This is a genomic window from Pseudomonas sp. 2, from assembly GCF_056627435.1.
Genome location: NZ_JBWXNG010000007.1, coordinates 51,195 through 67,911, shown reverse-complemented (window position 1 = coordinate 67,911; position 16,717 = coordinate 51,195). Strand labels below are relative to the sequence as shown.

Annotated in this window: 14 protein-coding genes; 5 read left to right on the top strand and 9 right to left on the bottom strand. The window is 61.5% G+C overall.

Annotation, left to right across the window (positions count from 1 at the left end; all coding sequences use genetic code 11):
• Positions 1-102: 102 nt before the first annotated feature.
• Complete coding sequence (locus tag AC1MEK_RS13410; RefSeq protein ID WP_480396773.1) at positions 103-2,112, bottom strand: sensor domain-containing diguanylate cyclase; 2,010 nt, start codon at positions 2,110-2,112, stop codon at positions 103-105.
• Positions 2,113-2,260: 148 nt separating this feature from the next.
• Complete coding sequence (rlmKL, locus tag AC1MEK_RS13405) at positions 2,261-4,525, bottom strand: bifunctional 23S rRNA (guanine(2069)-N(7))-methyltransferase RlmK/23S rRNA (guanine(2445)-N(2))-methyltransferase RlmL (RefSeq protein WP_480396772.1); 2,265 nt, start codon at positions 4,523-4,525, stop codon at positions 2,261-2,263.
• A gap of 573 nt (positions 4,526-5,098) precedes the next feature.
• Between rlmKL and rmf the strand changes: the two genes are divergently transcribed.
• Positions 5,099-5,314, top strand: a complete 216-nt coding sequence (rmf, locus tag AC1MEK_RS13400; protein ID WP_010223328.1) for a ribosome modulation factor — start codon at positions 5,099-5,101, stop codon at positions 5,312-5,314.
• A 179-nt stretch (positions 5,315-5,493) separates the two neighbouring features.
• Here rmf and AC1MEK_RS13395 read toward each other — a convergent pair whose 3' ends face one another.
• Complete coding sequence (locus AC1MEK_RS13395; protein WP_480396771.1) at positions 5,494-6,516, bottom strand: quinone-dependent dihydroorotate dehydrogenase; 1,023 nt, start codon at positions 6,514-6,516, stop codon at positions 5,494-5,496.
• Between the two features lie 273 nt (positions 6,517-6,789).
• On the opposite strand from AC1MEK_RS13395, the gene AC1MEK_RS13390 reads away from it, so the two are divergent.
• The 4 genes from AC1MEK_RS13390 (at position 6,790) to AC1MEK_RS13375 (ending at position 11,890) form a co-directional block, all read left to right on the top strand.
• Positions 6,790-7,998, top strand: a complete 1,209-nt coding sequence (locus AC1MEK_RS13390; RefSeq protein WP_480396770.1) for a CmpA/NrtA family ABC transporter substrate-binding protein — start codon at positions 6,790-6,792, stop codon at positions 7,996-7,998.
• 12 nt (positions 7,999-8,010) lie between these two features.
• Positions 8,011-8,586 (top strand): ANTAR domain-containing response regulator, encoded by a 576-nt coding sequence (locus AC1MEK_RS13385; protein ID WP_480396769.1) that lies wholly within the window; start codon positions 8,011-8,013, stop codon positions 8,584-8,586.
• Between the two features lie 390 nt (positions 8,587-8,976).
• Positions 8,977-10,188, top strand: coding sequence for a nitrate/nitrite transporter (locus AC1MEK_RS13380; RefSeq protein WP_480396768.1), 1,212 nt, complete (start codon positions 8,977-8,979; stop codon positions 10,186-10,188).
• A gap of 7 nt (positions 10,189-10,195) precedes the next feature.
• Positions 10,196-11,890, top strand: a complete 1,695-nt coding sequence (locus tag AC1MEK_RS13375; RefSeq protein ID WP_480396767.1) for a bifunctional protein-serine/threonine kinase/phosphatase — start codon at positions 10,196-10,198, stop codon at positions 11,888-11,890.
• A 201-nt stretch (positions 11,891-12,091) separates the two neighbouring features.
• Here the strand turns inward: AC1MEK_RS13375 and AC1MEK_RS13370 are convergent, their stop codons facing one another.
• The 6 genes from AC1MEK_RS13370 to rraA form a co-directional block, all read right to left on the bottom strand.
• On the bottom strand, positions 12,092-13,126 hold the full coding sequence (locus AC1MEK_RS13370) for an OmpA family protein (RefSeq protein WP_480396766.1): 1,035 nt from the start codon (positions 13,124-13,126) through the stop codon (positions 12,092-12,094).
• 107 nt (positions 13,127-13,233) lie between these two features.
• Positions 13,234-13,824 carry an RNA polymerase sigma factor SigX gene (sigX, locus tag AC1MEK_RS13365; protein ID WP_480396765.1) on the bottom strand — a complete coding sequence of 197 codons (591 nt, stop codon included), beginning with the start codon at positions 13,822-13,824 and terminating at the stop codon, positions 13,234-13,236.
• Between the two features lie 87 nt (positions 13,825-13,911).
• On the bottom strand, positions 13,912-14,736 hold the full coding sequence (locus AC1MEK_RS13360; RefSeq protein WP_480396764.1) for a mechanosensitive ion channel family protein: 825 nt from the start codon (positions 14,734-14,736) through the stop codon (positions 13,912-13,914).
• A 2-nt stretch (positions 14,737-14,738) separates the two neighbouring features.
• Positions 14,739-14,990 (bottom strand): CrfX protein, encoded by a 252-nt coding sequence (locus tag AC1MEK_RS13355; RefSeq protein WP_480396763.1) that lies wholly within the window; start codon positions 14,988-14,990, stop codon positions 14,739-14,741.
• Between the two features lie 77 nt (positions 14,991-15,067).
• Positions 15,068-16,063, bottom strand: a complete 996-nt coding sequence (locus AC1MEK_RS13350; RefSeq protein WP_480396762.1) for a zinc transporter ZntB — start codon at positions 16,061-16,063, stop codon at positions 15,068-15,070.
• Positions 16,064-16,099: 36 nt separating this feature from the next.
• Entirely contained in the window at positions 16,100-16,588 is a 489-nt protein-coding gene (rraA, locus tag AC1MEK_RS13345) for a ribonuclease E activity regulator RraA (protein WP_480396761.1), read from the bottom strand.
• Positions 16,589-16,717: the final 129 nt, after the last annotated feature.

The following is a 16,717-nucleotide window of genomic DNA, read 5'->3' as shown; positions in this document are numbered from 1 at the left end:
CTGAGCACAGCCCAGTAGCAGCCCAGCTTGCCATCGGGTCCTCTTCAACATCACTCCCGCTGGCGAGCTGTGCTGCTGTAGCGCGTCGGGTCATGCACCCGATCAAAGCAACTCTGGCTCTATCCGATCCCGCCCAGCCATTTTCGCCGCATACACCCCGGAATCCGCACGCAGCAGCAACGAATCCCCGCCCTCGCCCTTGCGCCAGCTGGCGATGCCGAAGCTGGCGGTGACGCGCCCAACCCCGTCCACCGGCTCGGCCCGCAGGGCGGCCCACAGTTCCGAGGCCAGTGCATAGGCCTGGTCGCCATCGGTGTCCGGGCACAGCACCATGAACTCTTCTCCGCCCAGGCGGCAGAACACGTCGGTGCGGCGCAAGCGGTGGCACAGGCGCTTGCAGATGGCCTGCAGAACGTGATCGCCCACCGCGTGGCCCATCTGGTCGTTGATGCACTTGAAGTGATCGATGTCCAGCATCACCACGGCAAAGACCCCGCCATGGCGCTCGACGCGCATCAGCTCGGCCTGCAGCCGCTCCTGGAAATAACGGCGGTTGTAGACGCCCGTCAGGGCGTCGGTCACCGACATGGTGCGCAGCTCTTCTTCGACCCGCTTGCGTTCGGTGATGTCCAGACACACCGCGAGATAACCAATCCACTGGTCGTGCTCGTCGAGCACGGGGCTGACCTGCATGTTGACCCGCAGACTGCTACCGTCCTTGCGCACGAAGGTCCAGTCATGGGCCTGGTGGCCATGCTCCTCGACCGCTTCGACCAACATCGCCTCGCAGGTCTTGATCGAGCGCCCGTAGCGCTGGCTCAGCTCGCAGACGTGTTCGTCCAGTTCGCTGGACAGGTGCAGCTGGCGCAGGGTCAGTTGCCCGCACACCTCGGTGCTGCTGTAGTCGAGCATCCTCTCGGCACCGATGTTGAACGTGGTGATCACCCCCTCCAGGTCCGTGGCGATGATCGCCACCTGGGTCGCGGCGTCCAACACGTTGCGCAGCTGGCCGTGGGCGCTGCGCAGTTGTTGCTCGCGCTGGCGCAGCATCAGGGTGCGCTGCTCGACCAGGCGCAAGGCGCGCTGGCGCTGGCTGATCAACACGTAGAGCAAGGCGCTGAGCATGAAACTGAGCAGCGCACCGAGCACCACCACACTGTCATTGGATGAAGGGTTGGTGCCGATGAACAGCGCGGTCGGGCGAATCTCGAGGCGATAGTCACGCCCGGCAAAGTTCAGGATCTGACTGACCTTGAGCTCGCTGCCTGCCGCCTGAGCGGCAGATTCGTACAACACATCCGGGGTTTGCCCGTCTGTGATGTCCTCAAGGATCAGTGAGAGGTTGTCCTGCTCGGTGGGCGGCAGGCCTTCGGTCATCATCTTGCGCAGGCTGATCACGGCCATCAGGAACCCTTGCAGCGTGCCAGAACCGGGCACGCCCAGCTGCGGGCGGCTGATCACAGGCGTCACCAGCAGCACGCCTTTGCGGTTCTCTTCCTCGAGCCCCACCAGTTCCATGCGCGGCGACGCTGCCATGCCGTCGGAATGAAGTGCACGCGCCAGCGTGGCCTGGCGGCGGCTTTCGGAGCTCACGTCAAAACCCAGCGGCAGCGCAACGGTGCTGCGGCTTTGGGTATAGCGCACGGGAAAGTACAGCGGCCGTGATTGCGCGGTCTTCAGGCGCTCATGTTCATCGAGCTCGCGAATGGAAAAATCCCTCAACCCCGCAGCCTGCGCGTTGCGCTCGAATTGCGCGCGGTCGGCGTCTATCACTCTGGGCGCCCATGAGTACGCCTGGGTCAGCATTAACAGCGGACGGGCGAAACCGTTGAACTCCTCTTCAGAGACATCGTCGGAAAAGACGAAGAAACGACGCAGCCCATCGAGACGGCGAATCTGGCCTTCGAGGCGGTCCTGGATGCGGCTGACCCGCTCATTGGCGAGCAACTCGAAGCGCTGACGCAACTGGCGCTGATAGACCTCGACATTGGCCAGCGCCAACATCGCGGTCAGCACCACGCCTGCCGAAAACACGAGCGACGCCACCACCCAGGAGGAAGTGTCGACGTTGATCAGGCCAAGGATCTTGGCGCTTGCCCGGTTTGACGACATACGCAGAACTCATGACGCCACAGTGCTGCCACAACGCGCGGTCAGGCTTCATTTATAGCGATTAGCCATTAGTTTGCCTAGTGCTGTGCGTCGTCCTGTTTAGAACCGGCGATGCGCTGGCCGGGGCTGGCCAGCGCATCGAGGCCTATCACTTGGCAGTGATTTTCCAGGCGCGGTGGATTTTCCCGTTGCGGGCGAAATCCGGGTCGATGGTCTGCTGGGTGATTTCCTCCACCGAGTAGCGCTCGGTCAGGTTCTCTTCCAGCTGGAACTTGCGGAAGTTGTTGGAGAAGTACAGCACCCCGCCCTTGGCCAGTCGCGCCATGGCCAGGTCGATCAATTGCACCTGATCGCGCTGCACATCGAACACGCCTTCCATGCGCTTGGAGTTGGAGAAGGTCGGCGGATCGATGAAGATCAGCTCATATTCGTCGCGGTTCGACTCCAGCCACGCCATCACATCGCCCTGCTCCAGACGGTTCTTGTCGGAGAAACCGTTGAGCGAGAAATTGCGCCGCGCCCAGTCCAGGTAGGTCTTGGACAAATCGACGCTGGTGGTGCTGCGCGCCCCGCCCTTGGCCGCGTGCACACTGGCGGTAGCGGTGTAGCAGAACAGGTTGAGGAAACGCTTGCCCGCCGCTTCCTTCTGGATGCGCATGCGCATTGGCCGGTGGTCGAGGAACAGGCCGGTATCCAGGTAGTCGGTCAGGTTGACCAGCAGCTTGATGCCGCCTTCCTGCACCTCCTGGAACTTGCCCTGGGCGCTCTGGCGTTCGTACTGCTTGGTGCCGCTCTGCCGCTCGCGGCGTTTGACCACCACCCGGCTCTTGTCGATGTTCAGCGCCTGGGGAATGGCCGCCAGGGCGTCGAACATGCGGATCGAGGCCTTTTCCGGGTCGACGGATTTCGGTGCGGCATACTCCTGAACGTGAACCCAGTCGTGATACAGGTCGATGGCCATGGCGTATTCCGGCATGTCGGCATCGTACACGCGGTAGCAATCGATGCCTTCGCGCTTGACCCATTTACCCATCGCCTTGACGTTCTTTTGCAGACGATTGGCGAACATCTGCCCGCCCTCGCTCAGGCGCGGCTGCTCGACCACCGGCGCCGGGGCTGGTTTGATCGGGTTGCCGTTCTTGTTGAACTTGCGCTCCTGCGGTGCGTCCGGCAGCTGGTCATAAGCGGCTTGCTCGCGCTCGGCCTGACGCTGTTCCGGGGTGCGCCGCTCACCAGTGACGAACTGGTCCGGCTGCACCTTGATCAGCAGCAGCTTGCACGGCAAGGCGCCGTTCCAGAACGCATACTGTTTATGGCTGCGAATGCCCATGCGCTTGCCCAGGTCCGGCGCACCGGTGAACACCGCCGCTTCCCAGTTCAGGCAGGCTTGGCGCAGGCGCTCGCCCAGGTTCTGGTAGAGGTACAGCAGGCTGGCTTCGTCGCCCAGGCGCTCGCCGTACGGCGGGTTGCAGATGACCAGGCCTTTTTGGTTCTGGTCCGGACGCGGCTCGAACGTACCGACTTCGCCCTGGTAGATCTTGATCCAGTCCGACAGGCCCGCACGCTCGACGTTGTTGCGGCCCGGCTGAATCAGGCGCGGGTCGGCTTCATAGCCGCGAATCCACAGCGGCGGTTTGGCCAGGCCTGCTTCGGCCCGGGCCAGTGCTTCGTCGTGCAGCTTGCGCCAGAGCGCTGGCACGTGGCCCAGCCAGGCCGAAAAGCCCCAGCGCTCGCGCTTGAGGTTGGGTGCAATATCGGCGGCGATCATCGCCGCTTCGACGAGGAAGGTGCCCACACCGCACATCGGGTCGGCGAGCGCCCCGCCTTCTGCGGCGATGCGTGGCCAGCCGGACCGGATCAACACCGCCGCGGCGAGGTTTTCCTTGAGTGGCGCTGCGCCCTGCTGCAGGCGATAGCCGCGCTGGTGCAGGCTGTGGCCGGACAAATCCAGCGACAGAATTGCCTCGCCACGGTCCAGACGCAGGTGCACGCGCAGGTCCGGGTTGAGTTTGTCGATCGAAGGCCGCGCGCCGTCGGCAGTGCGCAGTTTGTCGACGATGGCGTCCTTGACCTTCAGCGCACCGAAGTGGGTGTTGTCGATGCCGGAACCGTGGCCGCTGAACTCGACGGCCAGGGTGCCATCGGGCTCCAGGTGATCGGCCCACTCGATGTCATGGACGCCGTAGTAGAGGTCCTCGGCGTTCTTCATCGGGAAACGCTTGAGCACCAGCAACACGCGGTTGGCCAGGCGAGACCACAGGCACAGCCGATAGGCCGTTTCCATGTCGGCACTGCCACGGATGGTCGAGGTGTGCTCGCGGATGTCTTCGAGGCCCAACGTGGTGGCCTCGTCAACGAGCAGCCCTTCGAGGCCTTTGGGGCAGGTGAGAAAAAGTTCGAAACGGTCCGACATGTGTATTCCAGGCCATAGGCTCTTGAGCGGCGAGACAACGCATTGCCCCGCCCGATTGAAACAGACGTCTTTCGTGGAGAACGTCTGCGCGGCACACCGGTTGTGCCTTTGCCGCGACGATACGGTTCGCCTGCAGCGCTTATGCTCGCCAGGAACCCCCAGCGCGCACTTTGATATTAAAAAACCACTATTCAGCCCGACAACGGAAGTAATAAAAAGTCACATCCTTGACCCTTCGTCGTTTTAAATCTGACGTCAATCCGCCACCATTTGCACATGAGAATGACTTGCAAATTTCATGAAGACCCTCGTTTCAGGGCGGTTCGCTGAAAAAACACACTCGAAACGATTCAGCACTTATGGTCTTTATGCCTCAAGAATGACGTTCTTATGACAAAACGGTCATTCACAACGTACCGCCCAATGGTTAGAAATCACCTCAGGCCATCGACGCAACGACGGTGGCACAGGGCCCGCGACGCCGGCAGCGGGCATTAAAGGCAGAAGATTTCTGCCCGACCTCAACCTGAGGTCTCCAGGGACATTACAGTCAACAAACGAGGGCAACACCCTATGAGAAGACTTAAGCGTGATCCGTTGGAAAGAGCTTTTTCGCGCGGATATCAATACGGCGTAACTGGTAAATCCCGTGAGCTTTGCCCATTTACTCTACCGTCGGTACGTCAAGCCTGGATAAACGGCTGGCGCGAAGGCCGAGGCGACAACTGGGACGGTATGACCGGCACTGCGGGTATCCACAGACTCAACGAACTTCACGCGGTCGGCTGACACTCAAACAGCACAGGAAAAATCCGACTTATCAAAGGTTTCTTCAAACAGAGAGATCCGACAATCAGATTCGCTTTTTAAGATAACCATGCGCGTCCCATCCGGACGGCGGGCTTAGGCCCAAAGAGGGGCTCCATTTCGGAGCCCCTCTTTTTTGTGTCTGAAAAACCGAGCGAGGCTTAGCGCGACATTGCCGCGATCGCGTCCACCGACTCGCGAATCAGCGCCGGGCCCTTGTAGATGAAGCCCGAGTAGATCTGCACCAGGTTGGCCCCCGCCGCAATCTTCTCGGCGGCGTGCTGGCCTTCGGTAATTCCGCCCGCTGCGATGATCGGCAACTTGCCGCCCAACTCACCGGCCAGCACCTTGACGATGTGGGTGCTCTTCTCGCGCACCGGCGCACCGGACAGACCACCGGCCTCATCGGCGTGCGGCAGGCCTTCGACGCCCTCGCGGCTCAGGGTGGTGTTGGTGGCGATCACTGCGTCCATGCCCGACTCCAGCAAGGCACTGGCCACCAGCACGGTTTCTTCATCGCTCATGTCCGGGGCGATCTTGATCGCCAGCGGCACGCGCTTGCCATGGATGCCGGTCAGCGCTTCCTGACGCACGCGCAGCGCTTCGAGCAACTGCTTGAGCGAGTCACCGAATTGCAGGCTGCGCAGGCCCGGGGTGTTGGGCGAGCTGACGTTGACGGTGATGTAGCTGGCGTGGGCGTAGACCTTGTCCAGGCAGATCAGGTAGTCATCCACCGCGCGCTCGACCGGGGTGTCGAAGTTCTTGCCGATGTTGATGCCCAGCACGCCGTTGTACTTTGCGGCCTGCACCCGGCTGACCAGATTGTCGACGCCCAGGTTGTTGAAGCCCATGCGGTTGATGATGCCCTCGGCGTGGGGCAGGCGGAAAATCCGCGGCTTGGGGTTGCCCGGCTGAGGACGCGGCGTGACAGTGCCGATCTCGACGAAACCGAAGCCCAGCTGCGCGAAGCCGTCGATGGCCGCGCCGTTCTTGTCCAGCCCTGCGGCAAGGCCCACGGGGTTCGGAAACTGCAGGCCCATGACCGTCACCGGCAAACGCACCGGCGCCTTGTTGAACAGACTATTAAGCCCCAGACGACCGCCTGCGCCGATCAGGTCGATGGACAGATCGTGGGAGGTTTCCGGGGAGAGTTTGAACAGTAACTGGCGGGCCAGGTTATACATGGGCGGGCGCGGCTCGATTGCGGCTGAAGTCAGCGGGCGATTATAGACGTGCACAGGGGTGAGTGCGAGGCATCTCGGCAACTTTGCGCGCCCGCCCGCAATCACTGGCATATCGCTTGCTAGTTGCACTGTATCCGGCTCGACCCAACGGCGGGACCTGCCCGGGACAATGGCGTCGTGATCGTCCGGAAGCCATTCCGGGGGATGCGGCGTTTTTTTATGGAAGATCGGCAGCGCCCGCGCGCACCGCCCTCTTCATGCGGAACCACGATCATGAACGACAGCCCCAACAGCCCACTGGCCTGGATCAACGGCAGCGACGCGCCGGAACTCGGCAGCATCGAGGTCGGCTTCATGGCCCTGACCGACAGCGCCTCGCTGATCGTCGCCGCGACCCAGGGCTTCGCCCAGCATTACGGCCTGAACATCAACCTGCGGCGCCAGCCTTCGTGGACCGCCCTGCGCGACAAGCTGGTGAACAACGAGCTGCATGCCGCCCACAGCCTCTACGGCCTGATCTACGCCGCGCAGCTGGGCATCGGCGGCCCTGCCACCGACATGGCGGTGCTCATGGGCCTGAACCAGAATGGCCAGAGCATCAACCTCTCCAGCGCCCTGAAGCACGAGGGCGTGATCACTCCTGAGGCACTGGAAACACGCACGCACCAAAGCGAGACAAAACTGACCTTCGCCCAGACCCTGCCCACCGGTAATCACGCGATGTGGCTGTATTACTGGCTGGCCAGCCAGGGCATTCACCCACTGCAGGACGTCAACAGCGTCGTGGTGCCGCCCGCACGCATGGTCGACCACCTCCAAGCCCGGCGCATCGATGGCTTCTGCGTCGGCGAGCCGTGGGGCGCACGGGCGGTCAGCCAGAATCTGGGCTTCACCCTGGCGACCTCGCAGACCCTCTGGCCGGATCACCCGGAGAAGGTCCTGGGCTGCAACCGTCAGTTCGTCGAGCAATACCCCAACACCGCCCGCGCGCTGATCATGGCGGTGCTGGATGCCAGCCGCTTCATCGAAGACAGCCTGGAAAACCGCCGCAGCACCGCGCAGATGCTCAGCGGCACCGATTACGTCAACGCGCCGGTGGAGGACATCGAAGCCCGCTTGCTGGGCGAATACACCGACGGCCTGGGCAACCACTGGCAGGATCACCATGCCCTGAGCTTTCATCGCAAGGGCCAGGTGAACATGCCGTACCTGTCCGATGGCATGTGGTTCATGACCCAGTTCCGCCGCTGGGGCCTGCTGCGCGAAGACCCTGACTACCTGGCCGTTGCCGGGCAAGTGCAGCAACTGGCGCTGTATCGCCAGGCCGCCGAGGCGCTGGATATCCGCGTGCCCGCCAACGCGATGCGCAGCAGCCAGTTGATCGACGGCAAGGTCTGGGACGGCAGCGACCCGGCCGGTTACGCCGCAAGCTTCAAACTCCATGCGCTGGCCAATCCGGCGCTTGTCGCCAACGATCACTGAGGAGACGCCGACATGCTGCGAATCCTTTTGATCAACGACACGGCAAAGAAGGTCGGCCGCCTGAAGACCGCGCTCACCGAGGCCGGTTTCGAGGTAATCGATGAATCCGGGCTGGTGATCGATCTGCCCCAGCGCGTGCAGGCGGTGCGCCCGGACGTGATTCTGATCGACACCGAATCCCCCAGCCGCGATGTGATGGAGCAAGTGGTGCTGGTCACCCGCGACCTGCCCCGGCCGATCGTGATGTTCACTGACGAGCACGACCCGGGCGTGATGCGCCAGGCGATCAAGTCCGGGGTCAGCGCCTACATCGTCGAAGGCATCCACGCACAGCGCCTGCAGCCGATTCTGGACGTGGCCATGGCGCGCTTCGAAAGCGATCAGGACCTGCGCGCGCAATTGCAGGCGCGGGACCAGCAACTGGCCGAGCGCAAACGCATCGAGACCGCCAAGGGCCTGTTGATGAAGATGAAAAGCTGCAACGAGGAAGAGGCTTACACCTTGATGCGGCGTCAGGCCATGAGCCGGCAGCAGAAGCTGATTCAGGTGGCCGAGCAGATCATTGCGATGAGTGAGTTGCTGGGCTAGAGCACTTCGCAGCGCCTGCAGACGCTGTTTCTGGCCGAAGGCCGTGGGAGCCGGCTTGCTGGCGAAGGCGTAAGGTCAGACGCCACATTATCGAATGGACCGACGCATTCGCCAGCAAGCCGGCTCCCACAGGTTGATATTGCAAACACTCCTTGCTGGCCCATGTTTTGCTTTACAGATTTCACAGGTAACCAACGGCGGTTGCCCCACTTTCGACAAAGACGTCGCACACCCCTTCGCTTCGGGCGGACCGGGTGGCGACGTTTTTTCGTTTTGGCCCCAGAGAACGGGCCGGGTGGAGCGCCGTGCCGGTGCTTCACCTGCAAGACCTGACCCGTGACGGTGCAACGCGCCTGGCACAACGATGATTTCCTGCAGATGAGGTGTTAGATGAATACAAGCTTCTGGAACGCCGGGCACAAACCCACACTGTTTGCAGCCTTCCTCTATTTCGACCTGAGCTTCATGGTCTGGTACCTGCTGGGCCCTCTGGCGGTGCAGATCGCCACCGACCTGCACCTGACCACGCAACAGCGCGGCCTGATGGTCGCCACACCGATCCTGGCCGGCGCCATCCTGCGCTTTCTGATGGGCATGCTCGCCGACCAGCTGTCGCCCAAGACCGCAGGCATCATCGGCCAGGCCATCGTCATCGTTTCGCTGTTCTGCGCCTGGCAACTGGGCATCCACAGCTACGAACAGGCGCTGTTGTTGGGCATCTGCCTGGGGATGGCCGGGGCGTCGTTCGCCGTCGCCCTGCCCCTGGCCTCGCAGTGGTATCCGCCGCAACACCAGGGCAAGGCCATGGGCATCGCCGGGGCTGGCAACTCGGGCACTGTGTTCGCCGCATTGATCGCGCCAGTCCTCGCCGCAAGCTTCGGCTGGAACAACGTGTTCGGCTTTGCCGTGGTGCCGCTGGTGCTGACGCTGCTGGCGTTTTCGCTGATGGCGAAGAACGCCCCCGAGCGGCCAAAGGCCAAATCCATGGCCGATTACTTCAAGGCCCTGGGCGATCGTGACAGCTGGTGGTTCATGTTCTTTTACAGCGTGACCTTTGGCGGTTTCATTGGCCTGGCCAGTGCCCTGCCCGGCTACTTCAACGACCAATACGGCCTGAGCCCGGTGACCGCCGGCTATTACACCGCCGCCTGCGTGTTTGGCGGCAGCCTGATGCGCCCGCTGGGCGGCGCACTGGCCGACCGTTTTGGCGGTATCCGCACCTTGTCGGGGATGTACGCGGTGGCTGCAATCTGCATCGCCGCCGTGGGCTTCAACCTGCCCAGTTCATGGGCGGCGCTGGTGCTGTTCGTGGCCGCCATGCTCGGCTTGGGTGCTGGCAATGGCGCGGTGTTCCAGCTGGTGCCGCAACGCTTTCGCAAGGAAATCGGCGTGATGACCGGCCTGATCGGCATGGCCGGCGGCATCGGCGGCTTCCTGCTGGCGGCAGGCCTGGGCGCGATCAAGCAGAACACCGGCGACTATCAACTGGGCCTGTGGCTGTTCGCCCTACTCGGCGTGCTGGCCTGGTTCGGCCTGATGAACGTCAAGCGTCGCTGGAGAACCACCTGGGGTTCGGCCGCCGTCACCGCGGCGCGTGTCTGAGCCTGCGATGAATCAGCCACTGACGCTTACGCCCGAATCTGCGGCTAGCCTGCAACTCCGTTTCGCCGAGTTCAGCGCCAGTGGCCCGCGCGCGGAAAACCAGGACGCCACGCGCCTGGTGACGCCGGCCCCAGCGCTGGCCGCCAGCAAGGGTTACCTGTTTGCCCTGGCCGACGGCGTCAGCCAGTGCGTCGATGGCGGCCTGGCGGCACGCTCGACCCTGCAGGCGCTGGCAATGGACTACTACGCCACGCCCGAGACCTGGGGCGTGGCGCAGGCACTGGATCGCCTGCTGCTGGCTCAAAATCGCTGGCTGCAAGCCAACGGCCTGCTCACCACCCTCAGCGCGCTGGTCCTGCGCGGCCGGCGCTTTACCTTGGCTCACGTTGGCGATTGCCGGGTGTATCGCGGGTTTCAGGGCCACTGGCAGCGCATCAGTGAAGATCATGTCTGGGAGCAGCCGGACATGCAGCACGTGCTCAAGCGCGCACTGGGGCTGGATCAGTACGTGGTGATGGATTACCGCGACGGCGAACTGCGCGAAGGCGAGCGCCTGATGCTGGTCAGCGATGGCGTGTGGGCGGTGCTGGGCGACGATCGCATTCGTTCGATCCTCAATGACCAGCCAGACCTCAATGCGGCCGTGCGTACGCTGGTGCAGTCGGCGCATCTGGCAGGCGGCCAGGACAATGCCAGCGCGGTGCTGATCGAAGTCACCCGGCTGGGCAGCGACGCACTGGGCGACACCTTGTTGCAGCTGCAACAGTGGCCGCTGCCGCCACCTTTGAGGATCGGCCAGATGTTCGAAGGCTGGAGCGTCCAGGCACGTCTGGGTGACTCGCGTCAGTCGCTGTTGTACCGGGTCCTCGACCCGCAGCAGCGGCCCTGGCTGCTCAAGACCCTGCCCGAGACCCGCCACGACGAGCACGGCGCTGGCCAGGCCCTATTGCTGGAAGAGTGGTTCTTGCGCCGCGTCGCCGGGAAGTTCTTCCCCGAAGTTCACCCGCTGCCCGATCGCCAGCATTTGTATTACGTGATGCGTGAATACCCCGGACAAACCCTGGCGCAAACCTTCGCCCGGCAAGGGCCAATGGATCTGAGCCGCTGGCTGAGCCTTGCCCGGGACCTGATCGGCGCGCTGGGCTTGCTGCACCGGCGCAACATCGTGCACCGCGATATCAAGCCGGAAAACCTGCTGATCGACGAGGACGGCGAATTACGGGTGCTGGATTTCGGTCTGGCCTTCTGCCCGGGGCTTTCCGTGCACATGCCGGGCGAAGTGCCCGGCACTCCGAGCTTCATCGCACCCGAAGCTTTCGAAGGTGCCGAACCTGCAGCGGCGCAGGACCTGTATGCTGCCAGCGCGACCCTGTATTTCCTGCTGACGGGGCATTATCCCTACGGCGAGATCGAGGCGTTCCAGCATCGACGATTCGCCCAGCCTGCCCCCGTCACCCGCTACCGGCCGGACGTCCCGGAATGGCTGGAAAGACATATGAATCAAGCACTTAATGCAAAACCCGCGGGGCGTTTCGAAACGGCTGAAGAATGGCTGTTGCAGTTCAAACAGGGCGAGCTTGCCACGCTGGAGAATCGTCCGCGACCGCTGCTGGAACGCGAACCTTTACAGGTCTGGAGGACCCTTGCGCTGCTTTCATTAGCGCTGAATCTGTTGCTCTGGATCTGGCTGATACGGCACTGAATAGACGTTCAATCACCGTTAAATAGCCGCCGAAGTTTGCGGATATGCATGGATATTAAATGGCCATTAACCAGACAGTTCATCAGTAGTAATGCCGATACCTTCCGGCTACATATCGGACAATATCCGGCTAATTCAGAAGCCGAATCCCGAAAAAGAAAAACCCGGCCGAGGCCGGGTTTTTCGCAAAGCGCGGGCTAATTACTTAGCTTGAGCTTCGACTTGTGCTTCTACGCGACGGTTAACAGCGCGACCGGCTTCAGTAGCGTTGTCAGCCACTGGACGGGTTTCGCCGTAGCCAACCGAGTTCACGCGGTTTGCACCAACACCATACTGGTTAACCAGTACGTTTTTGACAGCAGCTGCACGACGCTCGGACAGCTTCTGGTTGTAAGCGTCAGGACCGACGGAGTCAGTGTGACCTTCAACAGTGGTGGTGGTTTGTGGGTACTGCTTCATGAAGTCAGCCAGGTTCTTGATGTCGCCGTAGCTGTTTGGCTTGACGACCGACTTGTCGAAGTCGAATTTCACGTCCAGCTCAACACGTACGACTTCAGCAACAGCCGGGCAACCGTTGGCGTCAACGGTAACGTTGGCCGGGGTGTCCGGGCACTTGTCGACGTTGTCGCAAACGCCGTCGTTGTCGCTGTCGGAGCAGACTTCAGCCACTGGAGCAGGCGCAGCTTCGACTTTCTTGGAGCCGCCACCGAAGTTCACACCGATACCGACGCTAGGAGCCCACTCGGTGTCGCCCTGGTCGATGTTGTACTGAGCTTCAACGCCAGCACGGGCGTAGAAGTTGTCGGTGAAGTACAGCTTGGCACCGCCGCCGATGTTGGCGAAGGTGGAACGGTTACGGCCGCCACGGTCGTTCTGACCGATGCTCTGGTCGGAGAAACCAGCCGAGACGTATGGACGCAGCATGTCGCCCGGGTTGTTGAAGTGGTACAGAGCATCCAGAGCGGTGTTCGCGCCCTTGATGTTACGGCCGCTGTCGCTGCGAACGTTGTGCACTTCGTCGTAGCCCAGACGCAATTCAACGTCGTCGGTCAGGAAGTAGCCAACAGAACCGCCGAACAGGTTGCCGTTATTTTTGAAATTACGAGCGCTGTCGAACTGTTCTTTCTTGGCAAAGCCTTCGATTTCGACTGCGCCTTGGCCTTGTGCCAGTGCGCCGAACGAAGTTGCGGCAACAATAGTACCAATGGCCAAGCCCAAGGTGTTTTTCAGTTTCATCCGTTAAATCCCCATCTGGTGATTGTGAAGCAGTCCCCCTAATCGAGGGACAACTCATCGGCAAGTCTATCAGAACTTGCCTGCCCGTTAGAGATATTTGCTCCGAGTTAAGTTTCGGTAACGCCCGCAAATTTCTCACGTAATTTATCAAGTGCCCGTTTGTAGCGCATTTTCGTGGCACTCAGGCCCATGTGCATTATGTCCGCGATCTCCTGAAATTCCAGCTCTGCGACAAATCGCAGCACCAGGATCTCCCGATCGATCGGGTTCACATGCACAAGCCAGCGATCGAGCCCGCCCTTCTCTTCGGGTTTGGGCGTCTTGTCTTCTGACGCCTCCTCCAGAGGATCCAGGCTCAGGGCGTCCATCAACCGACGCTTTCGCCGCTCCTTTCGATACTGCGTGATGCATTCGTTGTAGGTGATGCTGTAGAGCCAGGTCTTGAATTTCGATTTTCCCTCGAAATTCTTCAAGCCATACAACACCTTAAGCATCACCTCCTGACAGACATCGTCAGCATCGCGATCGTTCCCTAAATACCGCGCACAGACGTTAAAAAGTGTCCGCTGGTAGCGCCGCATCAGCTCTTCGTACGCGCGCGTCACGTGAAACAGCTCGGCGTGCGAGCGCGCCACCAACTCCTCGTCGGAGAGCGCGCGGGGGTCGTAACGCAGTGAGTGCGATTGAGGCTTATTCAAAACAGGTCGTGCCGACAGTCAGGTAAATGTCCGCCAGATCCCGGCGTCCGGGATTTTGCGGCGGCATACATTAGCAGATTTGCCGGTTCAGCGGCTGCTCACTCGCTGTTCGAGAAGGATCCGGTTCGACAACGACACCAGTTCTCCTTCGTCGGTCAGCAGCGTGGTCTTGACCGTGCCAATCTCTTCGATCTGCCCTTCGACCTCTCCAATACGCACTTGTTGCCCTACCTGGTACAACTCCCTCACATAAATTCCTGCCAGAATCTGGCTCGCGATTTCGCGGCTGCCCAGCCCCATGGCCAACGCAATTGCCAGACCAACGGTAATCAATCCGATCACGATGACGTGGTTCAGCAGGTCGGTTTTCACCTCCAGCTGGCTGATCGCCACCGAAATGCTGATGATAATCACCAGCCACTGCGCCACTCGACCCAGGCCGCCGGCGTAATCCAGACCGACGCCTTCAGCCGCGCCCCGGACGACACCGTTGACCAGCTGCGCCAGCAGCACGCCGACCAGCAGCACCAGCGCTGCGCCGAACACCTTCGGCAGGTACAGCGCCAGCATGTCCAGTGTCGCCGAGACCCTTTCAAGGCCAAGGGATTCTGCCGCCGACACCAGGAAAATCAAAAGCACAAACCAATACACGATCTTTCCGATCAGCGTCGAAATCGGGACCTGGATCCCTGCGCGACTGATCAGTTTGGTCAGGCCGGTGCCCGCCATCAGGCGATCCAGACCCAGCTTGGCCAGCAGCTTGGACAACAGGGTATCGAGCAGCTTGGCCACCACGAAACCCAACAGAACAACCACCAGAGCACCGAACAGGTTCGGGATGAAGTTCGCGACTTTGGTCCACAACGCAGTCATTGCGGTGACCAGGCTCTGTGTCCAGAGATCCAATTCCATATTCAATCAGCCTTGTTTTCTGTAGTACCGGCAATCGTCGCCTTGCGACGCGAAACAGGTGAAACGTGAGCCGAGCCGTTGTTCACGGCGATCATCAACGCCTGGCTGCAGCGCCCGAGCAGGCTGAACAGATCCCCTGCCCCCACCTGACGGTTGGCGGTCTTCAACACTCGCCCCAGAACAGCGTCATCGTCCCGGCTGGCGGACGACGAGTTGAGCATGTCGCGCAGCGATTCTTCAAACGGGTCGCGCATAGGCACCTCACGTAATGTCACAGACAGACGCAGGGCGTTTTGCACAAGTCACACGAACGCACATGATTTTTCGCCCGTCACATCCAGCGCAGACGCTTGAACCACCAGATTTGCCCCACTGCCACCGCCACCATGACTGCGCAGGCGATCATGAACCCCCAGGGGCTGTCTGCACCCGGCATGCCGCCCACATTGATGCCCAGCAAACCGGTAATGAAGCTCATCGGCAGGAAGATCCCGGTGATGATGCCGAACCGGTACATGGTCCTGTTCATGCGCTCGCTGAGGCGTCTATCTTCGGCCTCCAGCACCAGCCCCACGCGCTCGCGGGTCAGTTCCAGCTCTTCCAGATAGCGGGTCAGGCTGTTGTTCAATTCGTTCCAGTAGTCCGCATCGTCTTCCACAAACCAGGGCAGCTTGCTGCGGGTCAACTGCGCGTAAATATCGCGCTGCGGCGCCAGGAATCGACGCATGCCCGCCGCTCTTCGACGGATGTGCACCATGTTGCCGTGCTCGGGCATATACCGTTCGTCGGCATCTATGCGATCTTCCATGTCGTCGACCAGTTCCGACAGCTCGCTGACCACCGCCTGCACCTTGTCGGTGAGCAGCTGAGCCAGGTAGACCAGCAGTTCAGACGCCGTTTTCGGGCCTTTGCCCTCGTGAAGCAGGCCGATCAGTTCGTCAGTGGCCCGCAGCGAGCGCAGGCGCAGGGAAATCACCCGTTGGGCCGCCGCGAAGATGCGCACCGAGACCATGTCCTCGGGCTCGGCACCGGGGTTGAGGTTGACGCCACGCAGGAACAACAGCAGCTCATCGTCCGGTAACGGCAACAGCCGCGGCCGGGTGTTTTCTTCGAGCATCAGGTCGCAAACGAATTCGCTCAGGCCACTGGCCTTGCGCAACCACGTCTGGGTCTGCGGATGGCTACGGTCCCAGTGGAGCCACACACTCTCGTGGGGCTCCAGTTGCAGGCTGTCCAGATCGGTGCGGGCGATCGAACGCGCCCCGCCCTTGCCGTCCAGCACCAGGGCATGTACCAGCCCCCACTGCGCATTGGTTTCATCGAACATCAGTTGTCCTTACTGTCCTCTAGCCCAAAACACCGGTCACTCCGGCATTTTCAAGGGGCTTGGCGATACGATGATGCCGTTGTTGTCGGCATACACATATTCGCCGGGGCGGAATGTCACGCCACCAAACGCCACGACCACATTCAGATCGCCCAGACCGCGCTTTTCGGTCTTGAGCGGGTGGCTGGCCAGCGCCTGCACGCCCAGATCGGTCTGCGCCAGGACGTCGACGTCACGTACGCAACCGAAGATGACCATGCCTTCCCAGCCGTTTTTCGCGGCTTTTTCCGCCAGCATGTCACCCAGCAACGCACAGCGCAGCGAACCGCCACCGTCGACCACCAGTACCTTGCCCTTGCCGTTCTGGTCGGCCTGCTCGCGTACCCGCGAATTGTCCTCGAAGCACTTGAGGGTGACGATCTGCCCGCCGAAGGAGTCGCGACCGCCGAAATTGCTGAACATCGGCTCGACCACCTGAACCAGCTCTGGGTAGGCGTCACACAAATCCGGAGTGATGTAGTGCATGGGTAACTCCTGTCGGTTAGGGCTCTATCGGAAGAAGGCCGGTCTGGCCTGGCATTGAGCGGCCCTCACGTCAGACCGCAGCGACCAGCACAATGCTTCCTTTATATAGAACAAAAACCTGACCGACGA

What these genes read in the sequence shown, in the direction of transcription:
- AC1MEK_RS13410 (WP_480396773.1), bottom strand. Translation starts at nt 2,112, where the DNA reads ATGTCGTCAAACCGGGCAAGCGCCAAGATCCTTGGCCTGATCAACGTC.
- rlmKL (WP_480396772.1), bottom strand. Translation starts at nt 4,525, where the DNA reads ATGTCGGACCGTTTCGAACTTTTTCTCACCTGCCCCAAAGGCCTCGAA.
- rmf (WP_010223328.1), top strand. Translation starts at nt 5,099, where the DNA reads ATGAGAAGACTTAAGCGTGATCCGTTGGAAAGAGCTTTTTCGCGCGGA.
- AC1MEK_RS13395 (WP_480396771.1), bottom strand. Translation starts at nt 6,516, where the DNA reads ATGTATAACCTGGCCCGCCAGTTACTGTTCAAACTCTCCCCGGAAACC.
- AC1MEK_RS13390 (WP_480396770.1), top strand. Translation starts at nt 6,790, where the DNA reads ATGAACGACAGCCCCAACAGCCCACTGGCCTGGATCAACGGCAGCGAC.
- AC1MEK_RS13385 (WP_480396769.1), top strand. Translation starts at nt 8,011, where the DNA reads ATGCTGCGAATCCTTTTGATCAACGACACGGCAAAGAAGGTCGGCCGC.
- AC1MEK_RS13380 (WP_480396768.1), top strand. Translation starts at nt 8,977, where the DNA reads ATGAATACAAGCTTCTGGAACGCCGGGCACAAACCCACACTGTTTGCA.
- AC1MEK_RS13375 (WP_480396767.1), top strand. Translation starts at nt 10,196, where the DNA reads ATGAATCAGCCACTGACGCTTACGCCCGAATCTGCGGCTAGCCTGCAA.
- AC1MEK_RS13370 (WP_480396766.1), bottom strand. Translation starts at nt 13,126, where the DNA reads ATGAAACTGAAAAACACCTTGGGCTTGGCCATTGGTACTATTGTTGCC.
- AC1MEK_RS13360 (WP_480396764.1), bottom strand. Translation starts at nt 14,736, where the DNA reads ATGGAATTGGATCTCTGGACACAGAGCCTGGTCACCGCAATGACTGCG.
- AC1MEK_RS13355 (WP_480396763.1), bottom strand. Translation starts at nt 14,990, where the DNA reads ATGCGCGACCCGTTTGAAGAATCGCTGCGCGACATGCTCAACTCGTCG.
- AC1MEK_RS13350 (WP_480396762.1), bottom strand. Translation starts at nt 16,063, where the DNA reads ATGTTCGATGAAACCAATGCGCAGTGGGGGCTGGTACATGCCCTGGTG.
- rraA (WP_480396761.1), bottom strand. Translation starts at nt 16,588, where the DNA reads ATGCACTACATCACTCCGGATTTGTGTGACGCCTACCCAGAGCTGGTT.